Below are 15,250 nucleotides of genomic sequence, written 5' to 3'. Positions count from 1 at the left end.
GACCCGCTTTGTGATTAACGACGACCTTCAGCAATAGCGGTAACGGCTTGTAATTCAGCGGCTTCCTGCTCTTGCTGTTCCTGGCGCTCACGCACGTCGAGGATCTGGTTGTTGATCAGACCTTCTTCGATTTCGCGCAGCGCGATAACGGTAGTTTTATCGTTTTCTTCCGGTACGAGCGGATCCTTTCCGCCTACCTGCATCTGACGAGCGCGACGCGCGGCGACCAGTACCAGGTCAAAACGGTTACCAATTTTCTCTACAGCGTCCTGAACAGTTACGCGTGCCATACTTAAAATGCTCCACAGGTGAAGAAATGACTGGGCATGATACTGAATGTGGGTTCAGTCTGCCAACAGTTTGCTGATTAAAGCGTCATGACGCTGCTTTTGGCGGCTCATGCGCAGACGTTCGGCGCGAATGATAGTTTTCAAATCGCCCAGGGCGGTATTGAAATCATCATTCACAATAAGATAATCATATTCGGCGTAATGGCTCATTTCTGCAACAGCTTGCGCCATACGTTTTGCGATCACGTCTTCGCTATCCTGACCGCGGCCACGAAGACGGCGATCCAGCTCAATCTTAGATGGCGGCAAAATAAAAATACTGCGCGCATGCGGCATTTTTTGACGAATCTGCTGCGCACCTTGCCAGTCGATATCTAAAAAGACGTCTACGCCGGATGCTAATACTTGCTCAATGGTCTCACGCGAGGTGCCGTAGTAATTACCGAAAACCTCAGCGTGTTCCAGGAACGCGTCTCTGCCAATCATGGTTCTGAATTCGTCATGGTTCACAAAAAAATAGTGTTCACCGTGCACTTCCCCCGGGCGCGGTGCGCGCGTGGTGTGCGAAACAGAAACCTGGGTGTCATACAACGGTTGGGTCTTTAATAAAGCCTGAATCAGGCTGGATTTACCCGCGCCACTGGGGGCAGAAACAATATAAAGCGTGCCTTGAGCCATGAGTATCTTAATGTATGTGATTGTCGAAAGAGAGCCTACATACGGGCTTATTATACACGTAGCCGCTATGTGACGTAGCCCTTGTCACACTTTTTGCGCATGTTTATTGCGTTTTGCGTACCAGTTTCCTGTTTTATCCGCGATTTGCAGCAATTCGTGCAAATGTCAGGAACGTTGCGCGCAGGATGAGTTTTTGCCGCTCTGTTTCCATTTTAATTCGCGTTATATCTGCCGGGAAACGTACTGTTCAGCGGAGATAGCATGGGATTATGGAAATGCATAGGGCTGGTTTTGCTAATGTGGTATCTACCCTCATGGGCGGTATGCCCCGTCTGGTCGCCTGCCAGGGCACAAGAGGAAATTTCACGACTACAGCAGCAGATAACACAGTGGAATGACAGTTACTGGAAACAAGGGGAAAGTGTCGTAGACGACGCCGTTTATGACCAGCTCAATGCGCAGCTCATCCAGTGGCAGCGCTGTTTTGGCGATGAAGCCCCATCAGATCTATCTGCGCCCCCAATAAGTGGAACCGTCTCGCACACCGTTCCCCACACGGGAGTTCGAAAACTTGCCGATAAGCAAGCGCTACAACAATGGATGCATGCTCGTAGCGATCTCTGGGTGCAGCCGAAGGTGGATGGCGTGGCGGTCACGCTGGTTTATCGCAATGGCAATCTGATACGGGCGATTAGCCGTGGTAACGGTCTGAAAGGCGAAGACTGGACGCAAAAGGTTCTTCAGATCCCTTCCGTTCCACGTACTACCAGCGGGCTGCTTTCTAACAGTACGTTGCAGGGGGAGATATTTTTGCAGCAACAAGGGCATATTCAGCAGCAGAGAGGGGGAATGAACGCCCGCTCAAAGGTTGCTGGAATGATGATGCGCCAGAGCAACCCGGAAATGTTACGCTCGCTGGCTATTTTTATCTGGGCCTGGCCTGATGGTCCAGTTGCCATGTCGGAAAGACTTGAGCAACTCACTGCTGCCGGGTTCAGTTTCACGCAACGATATACTCAGGCCGTGAAGAGTGCGGATGATGTCGAGCAGGCGCGCGCCGGGTGGTGGACTTCAGCATTACCTTTTGTGACGGATGGTGTGGTGGTGCGAACGGGAAAAGAACCGCGGGCGCAATACTGGCTACCCGGACAGGGAGACTGGCTGGCTGCGTGGAAATATCCTCCCGTGGCCAGGGTATCTGAGGTGACGGGTATCCAGTTCTCCGTTGGCAAAAGTGGGAAAATTGCGGTGGTTGCATTGCTGGTCCCCGTCATGCTGGATGATAAGCGGGTGCAGCGCGTCAATATTGGCTCAGTACGGCGCTGGAATGAATGGGATATTGCGCCTGGCGATCAGATTCTGATAAGTCTGGCTGGACAGGGGATTCCCCGTATAGATGAGGTGGTCTGGCGCAGCACCCAGCGTAATAAGCCAGCGCCACCTGAGGGGCGCTTCAATTCACTAACTTGTTTTTATGCCACAGCGGAGTGTCAGGAACAGTTTGTTGCCAGGCTCGTCTGGCTGGGGGCCAAAGATGTGCTAGGGCTGGAGGGTATGGGCGAAGCGGGATGGCGGGAGTTACATCAGACGTATCGCTTTGAACATATCTTTTCCTGGCTTGGATTAACGCAGGAGCAGCTACAGTCCACATTTGGCGTGAACAAAGGGGGGAAGCTGTGGCATCAGTTCAATCTGTCACGCCATCTTCCATTTACGCGCTGGGTGATTGCCATGGGAATACCGTTAACACAGGCAACGTTGAATGCCAGTCGGGATGGATCGTGGCAGCAGTTACGGGAACGCAGTGAACAAAGCTGGCGGCAACTTCCTTTCATGGGGGAGCGACGGGCACGACAGGTTATTCAGTGGCTGGAGGATAAAGAGATCACAGCGCTGAGCAACTGGTTAGCTGCTCAGCGGATCACGGGCTTTATGCCTTAATGGCCTTCATGGCGATAGTAAAATACCGGCAGCCCCAACTTCAGGCGCAGCGCCAGCAGTCGGGCGGTAAAGCCAAAGAGCAGGGTAGAGATCACCACCACATCGTGGCTGGAGACATAATGTTGCAGCACGATATACAGCACAGCAGCGGCAAATGAAACGCCGGCATACAGTTCTTTCTGGAATACTAACGGGATGCGTTTGCAGAACATGTCACGTAATACACCACCAAAGACCCCGGTAGTGACCGCCGCGACCACGGCAATAATCGGTCCATGACCCATATCCAGCGCCACCTGGGCGCCAATAATAGAAAAGACCACCAGGCCCAGCGCATCCAGGACGAGGAATATTTTACGCAGATAGGGCATGACGGGGGCAATAATGGTGGTTAGTACCGCAGCGGTCGCCACGATAATGACGTATTCAGGGTGCTTTACCCAGCCGAGCGGATAGTGGCCGAGAAGAATGTCGCGTACCGAGCCGCCGCCAATGGCCGTCGCGGTGGCAATGATAATGACGCCAAATGTATCCATACGACGACGCCCAGCCGCAAGTGCACCGGTCATGGCTTCGGCAGTAATACCAATTAAATATAAAACGTGTAACAGCATGTATTCCCCCTGATTTGCTGGGGCTAAGGTTAACGATTTGTGCGCATTGTCACGATTGAGATTTTCTAAGGTGAAGTGATTTTAATAACTACAGCTAATGTGAGTTTTTTGTAAATGCGTTATGGCATGGGCTTTACTTTATGAATGGTGACAATAAATGATGAGAAAATATAATTCGAACTGGATGGGTCACAACCGAAGTGTTGGGAAAAACACGTAGCCCCGTCGTTTATGGGTGGGCTACGTGGAATGGAGTTTACTCGATATTCTGAATTTGCTCGCGCATTTGCTCGATCAATACCTTCAGTTCAATTGCGGAATTAGTCACCTCGGCATTGATAGACTTGGATGCAAGAGTGTTCGACTCACGGTTGAATTCCTGCATCATGAAGTCCAGACGACGGCCAACAGCCTCTTTTTTCTTCAGAATGTTGTAGGTTTCTTTGACGTGGGCTTCCAGACGATCTAACTCTTCTGCTACATCTATGCGCTGCGCCATCAGCACCAGTTCTTGCTCAAGGCGGTTATTCTCCAGTTGCACCTGGGCGTCTTCCAGTTTGGCTACCAGACGCTCACGCTGCCATTGCAGAATTTCCGGCATATGTGCACGCACTTTAGCGACTTCAGTGCTGACGCCTTCCAGACGCTGCTCGATCAGCGCTTTCAGCGCCTGACCTTCGGTTTCACGCGCGACGATGAAGTCATCCAGCGTACCGTCAAGCGCGGCGAGGATCTCGGCGGCAATGGCGTCCAGATCTTGCTCCTGGGCAGCCATTACGCCTGGCCAGCGCAGGATATCAACTGGGTTAATTTCACCTTCATCACTCTGCATTTTGACCCAGTTAGCAGCGCTAACGAGCTGTTTAGCGAGCTTTTCATTTAGAATCAGCTCGCCCTGGGCGCTGGCATCAGGCTCAAAACGCAGCGTACACTCGACTTTACCGCGCGTCAGACGCGTGCGAATACGTTCGCGAACAACGGGTTCAAGACTACGGAACTGTTCCGGCAGGCGAAAATAAGTTTCCAGATAACGCTGGTTTACCGAGCGCATTTCCCAGGTAGCGCTACCCCATTCACCCTTGATTTCACGCCGGGCGTAGGCGGTCATGCTGCGGATCATAGACGTTCCTGTTTTTAAAGATGAGATGGGAGGATTATAGCCATCCACGTCTTGTCAGGATAGGAATAACAGTCGGAAGTCCGTATAATGCGCAGCCACATTCGTTTCAAGCCGGAGATTTTATCATGCGTCCAGCAGGTCGTAGTGCCAACCAGGTGCGTCCCGTCACCCTGACCCGTAATTATACAAAACACGCTGAAGGCTCCGTGCTGGTCGAATTTGGTGATACCAAAGTGCTGTGTACTGCCTCTATTGATGAAGGCGTACCGCGTTTTCTGAAAGGTCAGGGCCAGGGCTGGATCACCGCAGAATATGGCATGCTGCCACGCGCCACGCACACCCGTAACGCCCGTGAAGCGGCGAAAGGTAAGCAGGGCGGTCGTACCATGGAAATCCAGCGTCTGATCGCTCGTGCGCTGCGCGCCGCCGTTGATCTGAAGACGCTCGGTGAATTCACTATTACGCTGGACTGCGATGTTATTCAGGCAGATGGCGGTACGCGCACTGCATCAATTACCGGCGCATGTGTGGCGTTGGCTGATGCGCTGAACAAGCTGGTTGCGAGCGGTAAACTGAAAACTAACCCGATGAAAGGGATGGTCGCCGCGGTTTCCGTGGGCATTGTGAACGGTGAAGCGCTCTGTGACCTCGAATACGTTGAGGACTCTGCCGCAGAAACCGACATGAACGTGGTGATGACTGAAGACGGACGCATTATAGAGGTGCAGGGTACGGCAGAAGGCGAGCCGTTCAGCCATGAAGAACTTCTCACCCTACTGGCGTTAGCCCGAGGGGGAATCGAATCCATTGTAACGACGCAGAAGGCGGCGTTAGAAAATTGATTTTAAAGGCGACTGATGAGTCGCCTTTTTTTTGTCTGTAATAAAGTGAGATGAGGAGCGAATCCATGAAACCGTATCAGCGCCAGTTTATTGAGTTTGCGCTTAGCAAGCAGGTACTAAAGTTTGGCGAGTTTACGCTGAAATCAGGGCGTAAAAGCCCCTATTTCTTCAACGCCGGGCTGTTTAATACCGGGCGCTGCCTGGCACTGTTAGGCCGTTTTTATGCCGAAGCGCTGATGGATTCCGGTATTGAGTTCGATTTGCTGTTTGGTCCGGCCTACAAAGGTATCCCGATTGCGACCACCACGGCTGTTGCACTGGCGGAACACCACGATAAAGATTTGCCGTACTGCTTTAACCGTAAAGAGGCGAAGACCCACGGTGAAGGCGGTAATCTGGTAGGTAGCGCACTTGAGGGGCGTGTAATGCTGGTGGATGATGTTATCACTGCAGGTACGGCTATTCGTGAGTCGATGGAAATTATTCAGGCTAACGGCGCCACGCTGGCGGGGGTACTGATTTCTCTCGATCGTCAGGAACGCGGTCGCGGCGAGATTTCAGCGATTCAGGAAGTGGAACGCGATTATGGCTGCAAGGTGATTTCTATCATTACTCTGAAAGATCTGATTGCGTATCTGGAAGAAAAACCAGAAATGGCAGAACACTTGGCCGCAGTACGGGCGTATCGCGAAGCGTACGGCGTATAAGAACTGCCGGATGGCGCTGCGCTTATCCAGTCTACGCACCGCAGGGTTCGTAGGCAAAATAGGCGAGGTCGCCATCCAACAACGGTGTTACTGCAATTGAGCGGCAACCAACGGCCAGCGGATGTCGAAATCATCCGTTGGGCGGTATTTAAATTCGCTACGTACAAACCGGGACAGCATACCTTCGCAGAAAGCCAGTAGCTGGCTGGCCAGCAGCGTTTCATCCACGGTGTAGCCTTCACCTTCACGCATTCTTTTTTCTCGCAGAACCTGGCGTAACTGCGCCTCAATTCGCTCAAAAAGCTGGTTAATACGGCCTTGCAGACGGTCTTGCTCGAACATCAACGCGTGTCCGGTCAGAATTCGCGTCAGGCCAGGATTACGTTCACCGAACCCTAAAATCAGCAGTACGATCAGACGCAATCGCGCGTTAGTGTCCTTTTCATCTTTCAAAATCAGATTGATACGGGTAATCAGACTATCTTCGATAAACTCAATCAGGCTATCGAACATGCGGGTCTTGCTGGGAAAATGGCGATACAAGGCCGCTTCGGAAACGCCCACAGAGGCCGCCAGTTTAGCTGTCGTGATGCGTTGGCTACCATCGCTGGACTCAAGCATCAGTGCCAGAGACTGAAGTATTTCTTCGCGACGATTCCTTTTCGCAGTTTGCTTTTCTACCATGTTACAAAATACCCCTGAAAATAAGCTCTTGCCAGGCAGGCATCCACACAGCGACCGCAAACTGGTGTTTGCGGTGTGTTATTGCGTTATTACGCTGTGAGATACTTTTCTGCGGGTTACTTGCGCCCGGAATGGCCGAAGCCACCTTCGCCACGATCGGTGGCTTCGAACTCTTCCACCAAATTAAATTCAGCCTGGACGACCGGTACAAATACCATCTGCGCGATACGTTCGCCCGGTTCAATAGTAAAGTTGTCCTGACCACGGTTCCAGATTGAAACCATCAGCTGGCCCTGGTAGTCGGAATCAATCAAACCGACCAGATTGCCCAGTACGATCCCGTGCTTATGGCCCAGCCCGGAGCGCGGGAGCATCACTGCCGCAAGAGAAGGATCGGCAATGTGGATAGCTAACCCGGTTGGCACCAGCGTTGTTGCGCCAGGCGCCAGTTCTACGGCGTCATCAAGACAGGCACGCAGGTCAAGTCCGGCAGAACCAGAAGTGGCGTACGTCGGGAGCGGAAATTGTTGCCCTACGCGCGGGTCCAGAATCTTAACGTCGATTTTTTTCATCATAACGGGTCACGATCTCGTCGAGTAATAATTGGCCCAGGAGTTCTTTGCGCTCAAGCGGTAAGACTTTATCTCCATCCTGCCAAAAAAGGTGTAATGCGTTGCTGTCGCTGTTAAATCCTTGAGTGGACAGCGAAACGTCGTTCGCACAGATCACATCAAGGTTTTTGCGGATGCGTTTTTGCCGGGCATATTCTTCCACATTATTTGTTTCGGCGGCAAACCCAACGACAAAAGGACGATTAGCATCCAGTGCGGCAACACCAGCGATGATGTCCGGGTTTTTGACCATTTTTACTGTTAATTCATCACCCTGCGTTGCCTGTTTTTTGATTTTTTCACTGGCGACAGTTTCAGCGCGATAATCAGCGACTGCGGCGCAGCCGATAAAAATATGCTGTTGTTGCACCGCAGATTGCACGGCGGCTTCCATTTCCAGCGCGGTCATCACATCAATGCGCTGGACAAAAGGTGGTGTAGGTAACGAAACCGGACCTGATACCAGCGTGACGTTTGCCCCGCGTTTTGCGGCAGCGGCCGCGATAGCAAATCCCATTTTCCCGGAGCTGTGGTTGGAAATATAACGCACGGGATCAAGCGGTTCACGCGTCGGGCCTGCTGTAATCATGATGTTGAGATGTTGCAGATCTTTGACAGGTGAAAAATGTTCTGCCGCCATATCCACAATTGTTAACGGATCCAGCATACGTCCAGGACCGACATCACCACATGCCTGACTACCGCTGTCAGGACCCCAAATGAGCAAACCGCGCGAGGCAAGAATGCCCAGATTGTGTTGGGTAGCGGCGGCGCGGTACATCTGCTGGTTCATAGCCGGCAGCACGGCAACAGGCGCTGGCGTTGCCAGACAGATCGTAGACACCAGATCGTTGGCCATACCTGCGGCAACGCGGGCAATCAGATCTGCCGTCGCTGGGGCCAGTATAACCAAATCGGCCCATTTCCCCAGTTCAATATGGCCCATCGCGGCTTCGGCTGCGGGGTCAAGCAGGCTGTCGGAAACGGGATAGCCCGAAACCGCCTGTAAGCTCAGAGGAGTAATAAACGCTTTTGCTGCTTCGGTCATCGCCACGCGGACGTCTGCGCCGCGTTCCCGTAAACGACGCACCAGCTCAGGGGTTTTGTACGCAGCAATCCCGCCACTGACGCCAAGTACGATTTTTTTACCGGCCAGACTCATCATGATCTTTCCTGTTGGGTTTCACCAGAAGGCGGATATTTTATCACAATCCGCAATGTGTCGTGCTTTTGCCCGCGCTCCAGTTTGCGAGGCTCTACGAAGAAGTGAAAACAGAGCGTCGATTCGCCGCTGGCGTTATGCCATTATGCGGACGCGAAAGGAGGGGAAAAGCATGGAAAATACAGGACGTATAATGCCTCGGGAAAAGCTGTTGGCGCAGGGGGCCAGTTCGCTGACCGACGTAGAGCTACTGGCTCTTTTTCTACGCACCGGGATACTGGGTAAAGATGTGCTTACGCTGGCGAAAGAGATGCTTCAGCATTTTGATTCGCTGTATGGCCTGTTGTCTGCTGATTACATGGATTTCAGCTATGTTCAGGGTATCGGTATCGCGAAGTACGCACAGTTGAAGGGAATAGTGGAGCTGGCAAGGCGCTACTACAACGTACAGGTGATAGAGGAGCGTGCGATACTTAGCCCGGAAATGGCGCGTGAATTTCTGCAAAGCCAGCTTTCGCAAGAGGAACGCGAGATCTTCTATGTGATCTTTATGGATTCTCAACATCGCGTGATTAAACACCGTAAACTTTTTTCTGGAACGCTAAGCCACGTTGAAGTGCATCCGCGAGAAATTGTCCGCGAAGCGATAAAAATGAATGCTTCTGCGGTGATCCTTGCACATAATCACCCTTCGGGGTGTGCAGAGCCGAGCAAAGCAGATAAACTCATCACCGAGCGTGTTGTGAAATGCTGTCAGTTCATGGATATCCGGGTGCTTGATCATCTGGTCATTGGGCGCGGAGAGTACGTTTCTTTTGCGGAACGCGGTTGGATTTAACGCACTTTACGCGATCCATCGGGATCTTTGTCTGTTCGGGACTTGAGCACATCGCTGACTCAGCGTATACTACGCCACCTTTGAGAATCTCGGGTTTGGCATTTGGGCCTGGCAATCGAGAGTTCGCAAATACGCAAAATCATTCTTGTTGCGTCCAATGACGAGGCAACGATGAAAGATTTAGTGTATTGAACTGCGATAACCGGGCTGAGAAGCCTGACGAGGCGCCAATACCCCATACGAAGCTCGAGCTAATTTGATTTTTGGAGAATAGACATGTCCCGAGTCTGCCAAGTTACTGGCAAGCGTCCGGTGACCGGTAACAACCGTTCCCACGCACTGAACGCGACTAAACGCCGTTTCCTGCCTAACCTGCACTCTCACCGTTTTTGGGTTGAGAGCGAGAAGCGTTTTGTCACCCTGCGTGTATCTGCTAAAGGTATGCGTGTTATTGATAAGAAAGGCATCGAAACAGTTCTGTCTGAACTGCGTGCCCGTGGCGAAAAGTACTAAGTACTAAGAGGAAATAAATCATGGCTAAAGGTATTCGTGAGAAAATCAAGCTGGTTTCTTCTGCTGGTACTGGTCACTTCTATACCACCACGAAGAACAAACGTACTAAGCCGGAAAAACTGGAGCTGAAAAAGTTCGATCCAGTTGTTCGTCAGCACGTTTTATACAAAGAAGCGAAAATCAAATAATTTCCGCTTTGATGTAAAGAAAAACCCTGCCTCGGCGGGGTTTTTTGTTTTCTGGCCGTCCCCATATTAATGAGACCTGATACACAGCCGGAGATACTATGCCTGAATTACCTGAAGTCGAAACCAGCCGCCGCGGTATTGAGCCGCATCTGGTGGGGGCAACGATTATGCACGCGACTGTGCGTAACGGTCGTTTGCGTTGGCCAGTATCAGAGGAAATCTATCGTCTGAGTGATAAACCTGTCCTGAGCGTACAGCGGCGCGCGAAATACCTGCTGCTGGAGCTATCAGATGGCTGGGTAATCATTCACCTGGGGATGTCGGGTAGTTTGCGTATCCTTTCTGAAGAGCTTCCGGCAGAAAAACATGACCACGTCGACTTAGTGATGAGTAACGGCAAAGTCCTGCGCTATACCGATCCGCGTCGTTTTGGCGCCTGGCTGTGGACTAAAGAGCTGGATGGGCATAATGTCCTCGCCCATCTTGGCCCTGAGCCGCTGAGCGACGATTTCAATGCTGGTTATCTGCAGCAGAAATGTGCGAAGAAGAAAACTGCGATTAAACCCTGGCTGATGGATAACAAGCTGGTCGTGGGGGTGGGAAACATCTATGCCAGCGAGTCGCTGTTTGCGGCTGGTATCCACCCTGACCGTCTGGCGTCATCTTTGTCGCAGGATGAGTGCGAACTGCTGGTGCGCGTTATCAAGGCGGTTTTGCTGCGTTCTATCGAGCAGGGCGGGACCACGCTGAAGGACTTTCTGCAAAGTGACGGTAAGCCGGGTTATTTTGCCCAGGAGCTGCAGGTCTATGGGAGAGAAGGTGAACCCTGTCGCGTATGCGGCGCGCCAATCATTGCGACAAAACACGCTCAGCGCACAACGTTTTATTGCCGTCGCTGTCAGAAATAACACCATTATCGGCCGGACGTAGCGTATGCCTCATCCGGCCAGACGCATTACTTCAGTTTACTCAATAATGCCTGATGAACGTTTTCCGGCAGAAAGTGCGCTACGTCACCCTGGTGGCGGGCAACTTCTTTCACCAGTGACGATGAGATAAATGACCACTCTTTAGACGGCATCAGAAAGACGCTTTCCAGTTGTGGCATCAGATGACGGTTCATATGGGCCAGCTGCATTTCATACTCAAAATCGGCTACCGCACGCAGGCCACGGATCAGAATGTTAGCCTGATTATCGCGGGCAAAGTTTGCCATCAGGTCGCTGAATCCCAGAACCTCCACATTACCGAGATGCGCCGTTGCCTGTTGTGCCAGCTCAACGCGCTCTTCCAGAGTAAACATCGGTTTTTTACTGGGACTTGCGGCAATCGCCAGGATTACGTGATCGAACATGCTTGTCGCTCGTGTCACGATATCGAGGTGGCCGTTAGTAATGGGATCAAAGGTTCCTGGATAAATCGCCCGTTTTTGCATGACTTGCCTCAATGCGTTTTGGGTGGCAGATAAGGTTCCAGCAGCTGCAGCAGACGCTGAAGCGCGCCCTGATTTTGATACAGAACTTCAACTGCGTGACGGCCATAAAAATTACGATAATCGGCATCGGTCAGTAAAGAAGAGACCTCTTTCACCAGCGTAGTTGCGTCGGTGACGGTGATCAATCCGCTTGCCTGTTCGAGGCGGGCGCAAATATCTTTAAAATTAAAAGTATGTGGCCCCATCAGTACCGGAATGGCGTGCGCCGCGGCTTCCAGTGGGTTGTGTCCACCGCGCTCAACCAGCGAACCGCCAACAAAAGCAAGGTCAGCAATGCCGTACAGCAACATCAACTCGCCCATGGTGTCGCCGATTACGACCTGGGTTCCTGATGATGGAACTTCGCCCGAAGAACGTGTCGTATAGCTTAGCCCAGCCTGGCGTACGAGGTTAATGGCATCCGGGAACCGTTCAGGATGTCTGGGTACCAGAATCAGTAAAAGATTAGGGAACTGGTTTAATAACGCCTGATGGGCGGCAATGATAATGCTTTCTTCGCCGTCGTGCGTGCTGGTTGCAATCCATACCGGGCGGTGAGGTGCCCATTGACGACGCAATGTAATTGCTTTTGCGGCCAGCTGCGGCGTGACGGAAATATCAAACTTCAGGCTACCGGTAACGGTGACCTGATTGCTTCTGGCACCAAGCGTGATAAAACGATCGCCATCTTCTTCGTTCTGGGCGGCAATCAACGTAATTCGGCGCAGTAGCCTGCCAACAAATTTACCTAATTTAGCGTAGCCAGCAGCTGAGCGAGCAGAAAGACGTGCATTGGCAATGACCAACGGAATATGGCGCTTATGCAGTGCTGCAATCAGATTCGGCCACAGCTCGGTTTCCATAATTAACACCAGTTTGGGGTCAACTTTATTCAGGAAACGATTTAGGGCATCCGGTAAATCGTACGGCAGATAAATATGCTGAACGTCAGGGCCAAAAGCGGATTGTACGCGCTCGGAACCGGTTGGCGTCATGGTGGTGACCGTGATCGGCAAGTCGGGGTAACGATGTCGCAGAGCGCGGACTAATGGGATAGCTGCCAGCGTTTCGCCCACGGAAACCGAATGAAGCATGATGCCGCCTGGTTTTAGCGGACGGCGGTAAAAGCCGTAGCGTTCACCCCAGCGTTTACGGTAGGCCGGAGCCTTACGTCCGCGCACCCAAAGCCGTACCCAGATCAAAGGCTGAATAAGGTAGAAAAGGGCGGTGTAAAGCAATTCGAGCATAATGGTAGCTGACTTATGAATGTGCTGGGGATTCTATGTATTTAGCTGTGGCTTTACCATCATTTTTATCCAGGTTGTCTCAAAACGATGGAATTCGTGAGGCATTGTTTTAACCGGTAGCTATTTCAAAAATGTCTATTGGTACATTTACATGACTTAACGTCTTGTGCGGCGTGAGTTTTCTCGTGAATTGCTTCATTTTATATCTTAATGTTTTTAATAGGTTATTTTAAAGTTTGTTCAAAAAATATTCATTTCGGAATGCGTGATAATAAATGATATACTACTGCGCAATTTCAGGTAGCTAGCAGGCAGAAACCTTTCGAAAACATGGGAAGTAATCTTTGGTCGGTTCATGCAAGGATTACATGACTCTGATGTCGCAGATCGGGTATGTCTGGCGACGCGATGCGGATATTAATGCATGAATATTGCTTTTTGTTTGTACAAATATTTTCCCTATGGCGGGTTACAGCGTGATTTCTTGCGGGTAGCGCTTACGGTTGCTGCTCGTGGTCATCATGTCCAGGTGTTTACCCAGTCATGGCAGGGCGAGCGTCCGGAAGGACTGGAAATTATACTCGTCCCCGTCACATCCAGAACGAATCATGGGAAAAACGAGCAATATTATCAGTGGGTTCAGGGTTATTTAAGTCAGCATCCCGTCGATCGTGTCGTCGGGTTTAACAAAATGCCTGGGTTGGATGTGTATTACGCAGCCGACGTTTGCTACGCGGAGAAAGTTGCCCGTGAGAAAGGCTTTTTCTACAAGTTGACGCGTCGGTACCGGCATTACGCTGCATTTGAAAAAGCCGCATTTCAGCAAGGTGCTGGCACCATGCTGTTGATGTTAACCGATAAACAAATTGGTGACTTCAAACATCATTACCAAACTGAGAGCCAGCGTTTTCGTATTCTGCCACCAGGCATCTACCCTGACAGAAAGTATAGTCAGCAACCTGAAAACAGCAGGCAGATTGTCAGAGAAAAAAACGGTATTGGTTTCGATCAGTTCCTGCTCCTGCAGGTGGGTTCTGATTTCAAACGTAAAGGCGTGCCAAGAACATTACAGGCATTGGCTTCGCTACCTGAGGTTATACGTCACCGTACGCGATTGATGGTTGTTGGTCAGGATAAGGCCGATCGTTACCGTTCTCTGGCTTGTCAATTGGGTATCGAAGAACAAGTACAGTTCTTCTCGGGGCGAGATGATGTCGCTGAATTGATGTCTGCTGCTGATTTATTGCTTCACCCTGCTGTTCAGGAAGCTGCTGGTATTGTCTTGTTGGAGGCTGTAGTTGCCGGGCTGCCAGTATTAACTACAGAAGTATGCGGCTATGCGGGTTATATTAATGCCGCCCGATGCGGAGTCGTGATTCCTGAACCTTTTGAGCAGGTAAATCTGAATACAGCACTTTTCGATGCGCTGCAAAATAATGAGCAGAGAAGTCGTTGGGCCGAGAACGCTCGGCATTTTGCTGATACAGAAGATCTCTACAGCCTGGCGGATAAGGCTGCTGATATCATTTTAGGCCTTGATAATGATTGAATTAAAAGAACCATTTGCCACGCAATGGCAAGGAAAAGACCCGTTTACGGAAGTTACAAAGCTGGATGGGGAAGTTTTTCGCGCGCTGGAAACACGGCGTACCCTGCGTTTTGAGATGATGGGTAAGGGTTATTTTCTTAAATATCATCATGGAACCACACTTAAAGAAGTGGTGAAAAACCTTATTTCTTTACGTATGCCAGTACTGGGTGCAGATCGGGAGTGGCTGGCAATTCATCGCTTACAAGAACTCAATGTTGACACAATGACTGGTGTTGCATTTGGGCAGAAAGGACTGAATCCGTTAGCGCGAACCTCATTTATCATCACTGAAGATCTCTCTCCTGCCATCAGTCTTGAAGATTTTTGTGCAAGGTGGGGAATTGAGCGTCCTGATTTTGTATTAAAACGGACCATTATTACCCGCGTGGCTGAAATGGTGGGTAAAATGCATCGGGGCGGAGTAAATCATCGGGATTGCTATATTTGCCATTTCCTACTCCAACAGCCAATGCCGGCAGATGTTGCGGATATCAAACTCTCTGTGATTGATTTGCATCGTGCACAAATACGTCAGCATGTACCGCGACGCTGGCGGGATAAGGATTTGATCGGACTCTATTTCTCTTCACTGGAGATCGGTTTGACGTCCAGAGATATCTACCGTTTTTTACGTGTCTATTTTTCGATGCCACTGCGCGAAATCTTTCGTCAGGAAGTCCGGTTGTTTGAACAGGCTGTCACAAAAGCGCAAAAAATAAGACAAAGAACAATAAGAAAAGCGCTATAAAT

At 50.9% G+C, this 15,250-nt stretch carries 18 protein-coding genes; 9 read left to right on the top strand and 9 right to left on the bottom strand.

Translation table 11 applies throughout. The features are described 5' to 3' along the window. Window positions 1–14: 14 nt before the first annotated feature. Both rpoZ and gmk read right to left on the bottom strand, forming a co-directional pair. Complete coding sequence (gene rpoZ, locus OGV75_RS23370; RefSeq protein WP_000135058.1) at window positions 15–290, bottom strand: DNA-directed RNA polymerase subunit omega; 276 nt, start codon at window positions 288–290, stop codon at window positions 15–17. A 54-nt stretch (window positions 291–344) separates the two neighbouring features. Then, window positions 345–968: a guanylate kinase gene (gene gmk, locus OGV75_RS23365; RefSeq protein ID WP_053388718.1), complete on the bottom strand. Its 624-nt coding sequence runs from the start codon at window positions 966–968 to the stop codon at window positions 345–347. A 261-nt stretch (window positions 969–1,229) separates the two neighbouring features. Between gmk and ligB the strand changes: the two genes are divergently transcribed. After that, window positions 1,230–2,909, top strand: a complete 1,680-nt coding sequence (ligB, locus tag OGV75_RS23360; RefSeq protein ID WP_200014303.1) for an NAD-dependent DNA ligase LigB — start codon at window positions 1,230–1,232, stop codon at window positions 2,907–2,909. Here the strand turns inward: ligB and OGV75_RS23355 are convergent. Beyond that, the gene (locus OGV75_RS23355) at window positions 2,906–3,523 is read right to left on the bottom strand and encodes a trimeric intracellular cation channel family protein (protein ID WP_003024049.1); all 618 of its coding nucleotides are present in this window, start codon (window positions 3,521–3,523) and stop codon (window positions 2,906–2,908) included. The two genes, ligB and OGV75_RS23355, sit on opposite strands and share 4 nt — an antisense overlap. A gap of 256 nt (window positions 3,524–3,779) precedes the next feature. Continuing rightward, the gene (locus tag OGV75_RS23350) at window positions 3,780–4,643 is read right to left on the bottom strand and encodes a YicC/YloC family endoribonuclease (protein WP_019078038.1); all 864 of its coding nucleotides are present in this window, start codon (window positions 4,641–4,643) and stop codon (window positions 3,780–3,782) included. A 125-nt stretch (window positions 4,644–4,768) separates the two neighbouring features. On the opposite strand from OGV75_RS23350, the gene rph reads away from it, so the two are divergent. After that, window positions 4,769–5,485 carry a ribonuclease PH gene (gene rph, locus OGV75_RS23345; protein WP_016154991.1) on the top strand — a complete coding sequence of 239 codons (717 nt, stop codon included), beginning with the start codon at window positions 4,769–4,771 and terminating at the stop codon, window positions 5,483–5,485. A 65-nt stretch (window positions 5,486–5,550) separates the two neighbouring features. Beyond that, window positions 5,551–6,192 (top strand): orotate phosphoribosyltransferase, encoded by a 642-nt coding sequence (gene pyrE / locus OGV75_RS23340; RefSeq protein WP_016157763.1) that lies wholly within the window; start codon window positions 5,551–5,553, stop codon window positions 6,190–6,192. An 87-nt stretch (window positions 6,193–6,279) separates the two neighbouring features. Here pyrE and slmA read toward each other — a convergent pair whose 3' ends face one another. The 3 genes from slmA to coaBC all read right to left on the bottom strand — a co-directional run bounded on the left by slmA (window position 6,280) and on the right by coaBC (window position 8,649). Continuing rightward, window positions 6,280–6,876 carry a nucleoid occlusion factor SlmA gene (slmA, locus tag OGV75_RS23335; RefSeq protein WP_016154989.1) on the bottom strand — a complete coding sequence of 199 codons (597 nt, stop codon included), beginning with the start codon at window positions 6,874–6,876 and terminating at the stop codon, window positions 6,280–6,282. A 116-nt stretch (window positions 6,877–6,992) separates the two neighbouring features. After that, on the bottom strand, window positions 6,993–7,451 hold the full coding sequence (dut, locus tag OGV75_RS23330; RefSeq protein WP_016154988.1) for a dUTP diphosphatase: 459 nt from the start codon (window positions 7,449–7,451) through the stop codon (window positions 6,993–6,995). Then, window positions 7,429–8,649, bottom strand: coding sequence for a bifunctional phosphopantothenoylcysteine decarboxylase/phosphopantothenate--cysteine ligase CoaBC (gene coaBC, locus OGV75_RS23325; RefSeq protein ID WP_088583168.1), 1,221 nt, complete (start codon window positions 8,647–8,649; stop codon window positions 7,429–7,431). The genes dut and coaBC overlap by 23 nt, the downstream gene beginning before the upstream one ends. A 172-nt stretch (window positions 8,650–8,821) precedes the next feature. On the opposite strand from coaBC, the gene radC reads away from it, so the two are divergent. The 4 genes from radC to mutM all read left to right on the top strand — a co-directional run bounded on the left by radC (window position 8,822) and on the right by mutM (window position 11,096). After that, window positions 8,822–9,487, top strand: coding sequence for a RadC family protein (gene radC, locus OGV75_RS23320; protein WP_016154986.1), 666 nt, complete (start codon window positions 8,822–8,824; stop codon window positions 9,485–9,487). A gap of 276 nt (window positions 9,488–9,763) precedes the next feature. Next, window positions 9,764–10,000, top strand: coding sequence for a 50S ribosomal protein L28 (gene rpmB, locus OGV75_RS23315; protein WP_003024071.1), 237 nt, complete (start codon window positions 9,764–9,766; stop codon window positions 9,998–10,000). 20 nt (window positions 10,001–10,020) lie between these two features. Then, the gene (gene rpmG, locus OGV75_RS23310) at window positions 10,021–10,188 is read left to right on the top strand and encodes a 50S ribosomal protein L33 (RefSeq protein WP_003024094.1); all 168 of its coding nucleotides are present in this window, start codon (window positions 10,021–10,023) and stop codon (window positions 10,186–10,188) included. Window positions 10,189–10,286: 98 nt separating this feature from the next. Further along, window positions 10,287–11,096, top strand: coding sequence for a bifunctional DNA-formamidopyrimidine glycosylase/DNA-(apurinic or apyrimidinic site) lyase (mutM, locus tag OGV75_RS23305; RefSeq protein WP_019078041.1), 810 nt, complete (start codon window positions 10,287–10,289; stop codon window positions 11,094–11,096). Window positions 11,097–11,143: 47 nt separating this feature from the next. Here the strand turns inward: mutM and coaD are convergent, their stop codons facing one another. Together coaD and waaA are read right to left on the bottom strand one after the other, a co-directional pair. After that, a complete protein-coding gene (gene coaD / locus OGV75_RS23300) occupies window positions 11,144–11,623 on the bottom strand; it encodes a pantetheine-phosphate adenylyltransferase (protein ID WP_016154984.1) in 480 nt (159 codons plus the stop codon). 8 nt (window positions 11,624–11,631) lie between these two features. Continuing rightward, window positions 11,632–12,909: a lipid IV(A) 3-deoxy-D-manno-octulosonic acid transferase gene (gene waaA / locus OGV75_RS23295; protein ID WP_103284427.1), complete on the bottom strand. Its 1,278-nt coding sequence runs from the start codon at window positions 12,907–12,909 to the stop codon at window positions 11,632–11,634. Between the two features lie 424 nt (window positions 12,910–13,333). On the opposite strand from waaA, the gene OGV75_RS23290 reads away from it, so the two are divergent. Further along, window positions 13,334–14,458, top strand: a complete 1,125-nt coding sequence (locus tag OGV75_RS23290; protein WP_286481330.1) for a glycosyltransferase family 4 protein — start codon at window positions 13,334–13,336, stop codon at window positions 14,456–14,458. Then, complete coding sequence (rfaP, locus tag OGV75_RS23285; RefSeq protein ID WP_046275762.1) at window positions 14,451–15,248, top strand: lipopolysaccharide core heptose(I) kinase RfaP; 798 nt, start codon at window positions 14,451–14,453, stop codon at window positions 15,246–15,248. The genes OGV75_RS23290 and rfaP overlap by 8 nt, the downstream gene beginning before the upstream one ends. The last annotated feature ends 2 nt before the right edge of the window (window positions 15,249–15,250 follow it).

This window comes from Citrobacter sp. Cb028 (assembly GCF_030336705.1).
In the GTDB taxonomy this organism is placed as follows: domain Bacteria; phylum Pseudomonadota; class Gammaproteobacteria; order Enterobacterales; family Enterobacteriaceae; genus Citrobacter; species Citrobacter braakii.
Note: the sequence above shows the minus strand (reverse complement) of the source record. Positions and strands in the feature narration are given on the sequence as shown.

What these genes read in the sequence shown, in the direction of transcription:
- rpoZ (WP_000135058.1), bottom strand. Translation starts at nt 290, where the DNA reads ATGGCACGCGTAACTGTTCAGGACGCTGTAGAGAAAATTGGTAACCGT.
- gmk (WP_053388718.1), bottom strand. Translation starts at nt 968, where the DNA reads ATGGCTCAAGGCACGCTTTATATTGTTTCTGCCCCCAGTGGCGCGGGT.
- ligB (WP_200014303.1), top strand. Translation starts at nt 1,230, where the DNA reads ATGGGATTATGGAAATGCATAGGGCTGGTTTTGCTAATGTGGTATCTA.
- OGV75_RS23355 (WP_003024049.1), bottom strand. Translation starts at nt 3,523, where the DNA reads ATGCTGTTACACGTTTTATATTTAATTGGTATTACTGCCGAAGCCATG.
- OGV75_RS23350 (WP_019078038.1), bottom strand. Translation starts at nt 4,643, where the DNA reads ATGATCCGCAGCATGACCGCCTACGCCCGGCGTGAAATCAAGGGTGAA.
- rph (WP_016154991.1), top strand. Translation starts at nt 4,769, where the DNA reads ATGCGTCCAGCAGGTCGTAGTGCCAACCAGGTGCGTCCCGTCACCCTG.
- pyrE (WP_016157763.1), top strand. Translation starts at nt 5,551, where the DNA reads ATGAAACCGTATCAGCGCCAGTTTATTGAGTTTGCGCTTAGCAAGCAG.
- slmA (WP_016154989.1), bottom strand. Translation starts at nt 6,876, where the DNA reads ATGGTAGAAAAGCAAACTGCGAAAAGGAATCGTCGCGAAGAAATACTT.
- dut (WP_016154988.1), bottom strand. Translation starts at nt 7,451, where the DNA reads ATGATGAAAAAAATCGACGTTAAGATTCTGGACCCGCGCGTAGGGCAA.
- coaBC (WP_088583168.1), bottom strand. Translation starts at nt 8,649, where the DNA reads ATGAGTCTGGCCGGTAAAAAAATCGTACTTGGCGTCAGTGGCGGGATT.
- radC (WP_016154986.1), top strand. Translation starts at nt 8,822, where the DNA reads ATGGAAAATACAGGACGTATAATGCCTCGGGAAAAGCTGTTGGCGCAG.
- rpmB (WP_003024071.1), top strand. Translation starts at nt 9,764, where the DNA reads ATGTCCCGAGTCTGCCAAGTTACTGGCAAGCGTCCGGTGACCGGTAAC.
- rpmG (WP_003024094.1), top strand. Translation starts at nt 10,021, where the DNA reads ATGGCTAAAGGTATTCGTGAGAAAATCAAGCTGGTTTCTTCTGCTGGT.
- mutM (WP_019078041.1), top strand. Translation starts at nt 10,287, where the DNA reads ATGCCTGAATTACCTGAAGTCGAAACCAGCCGCCGCGGTATTGAGCCG.
- coaD (WP_016154984.1), bottom strand. Translation starts at nt 11,623, where the DNA reads ATGCAAAAACGGGCGATTTATCCAGGAACCTTTGATCCCATTACTAAC.
- waaA (WP_103284427.1), bottom strand. Translation starts at nt 12,909, where the DNA reads ATGCTCGAATTGCTTTACACCGCCCTTTTCTACCTTATTCAGCCTTTG.
- OGV75_RS23290 (WP_286481330.1), top strand. Translation starts at nt 13,334, where the DNA reads ATGAATATTGCTTTTTGTTTGTACAAATATTTTCCCTATGGCGGGTTA.
- rfaP (WP_046275762.1), top strand. Translation starts at nt 14,451, where the DNA reads ATGATTGAATTAAAAGAACCATTTGCCACGCAATGGCAAGGAAAAGAC.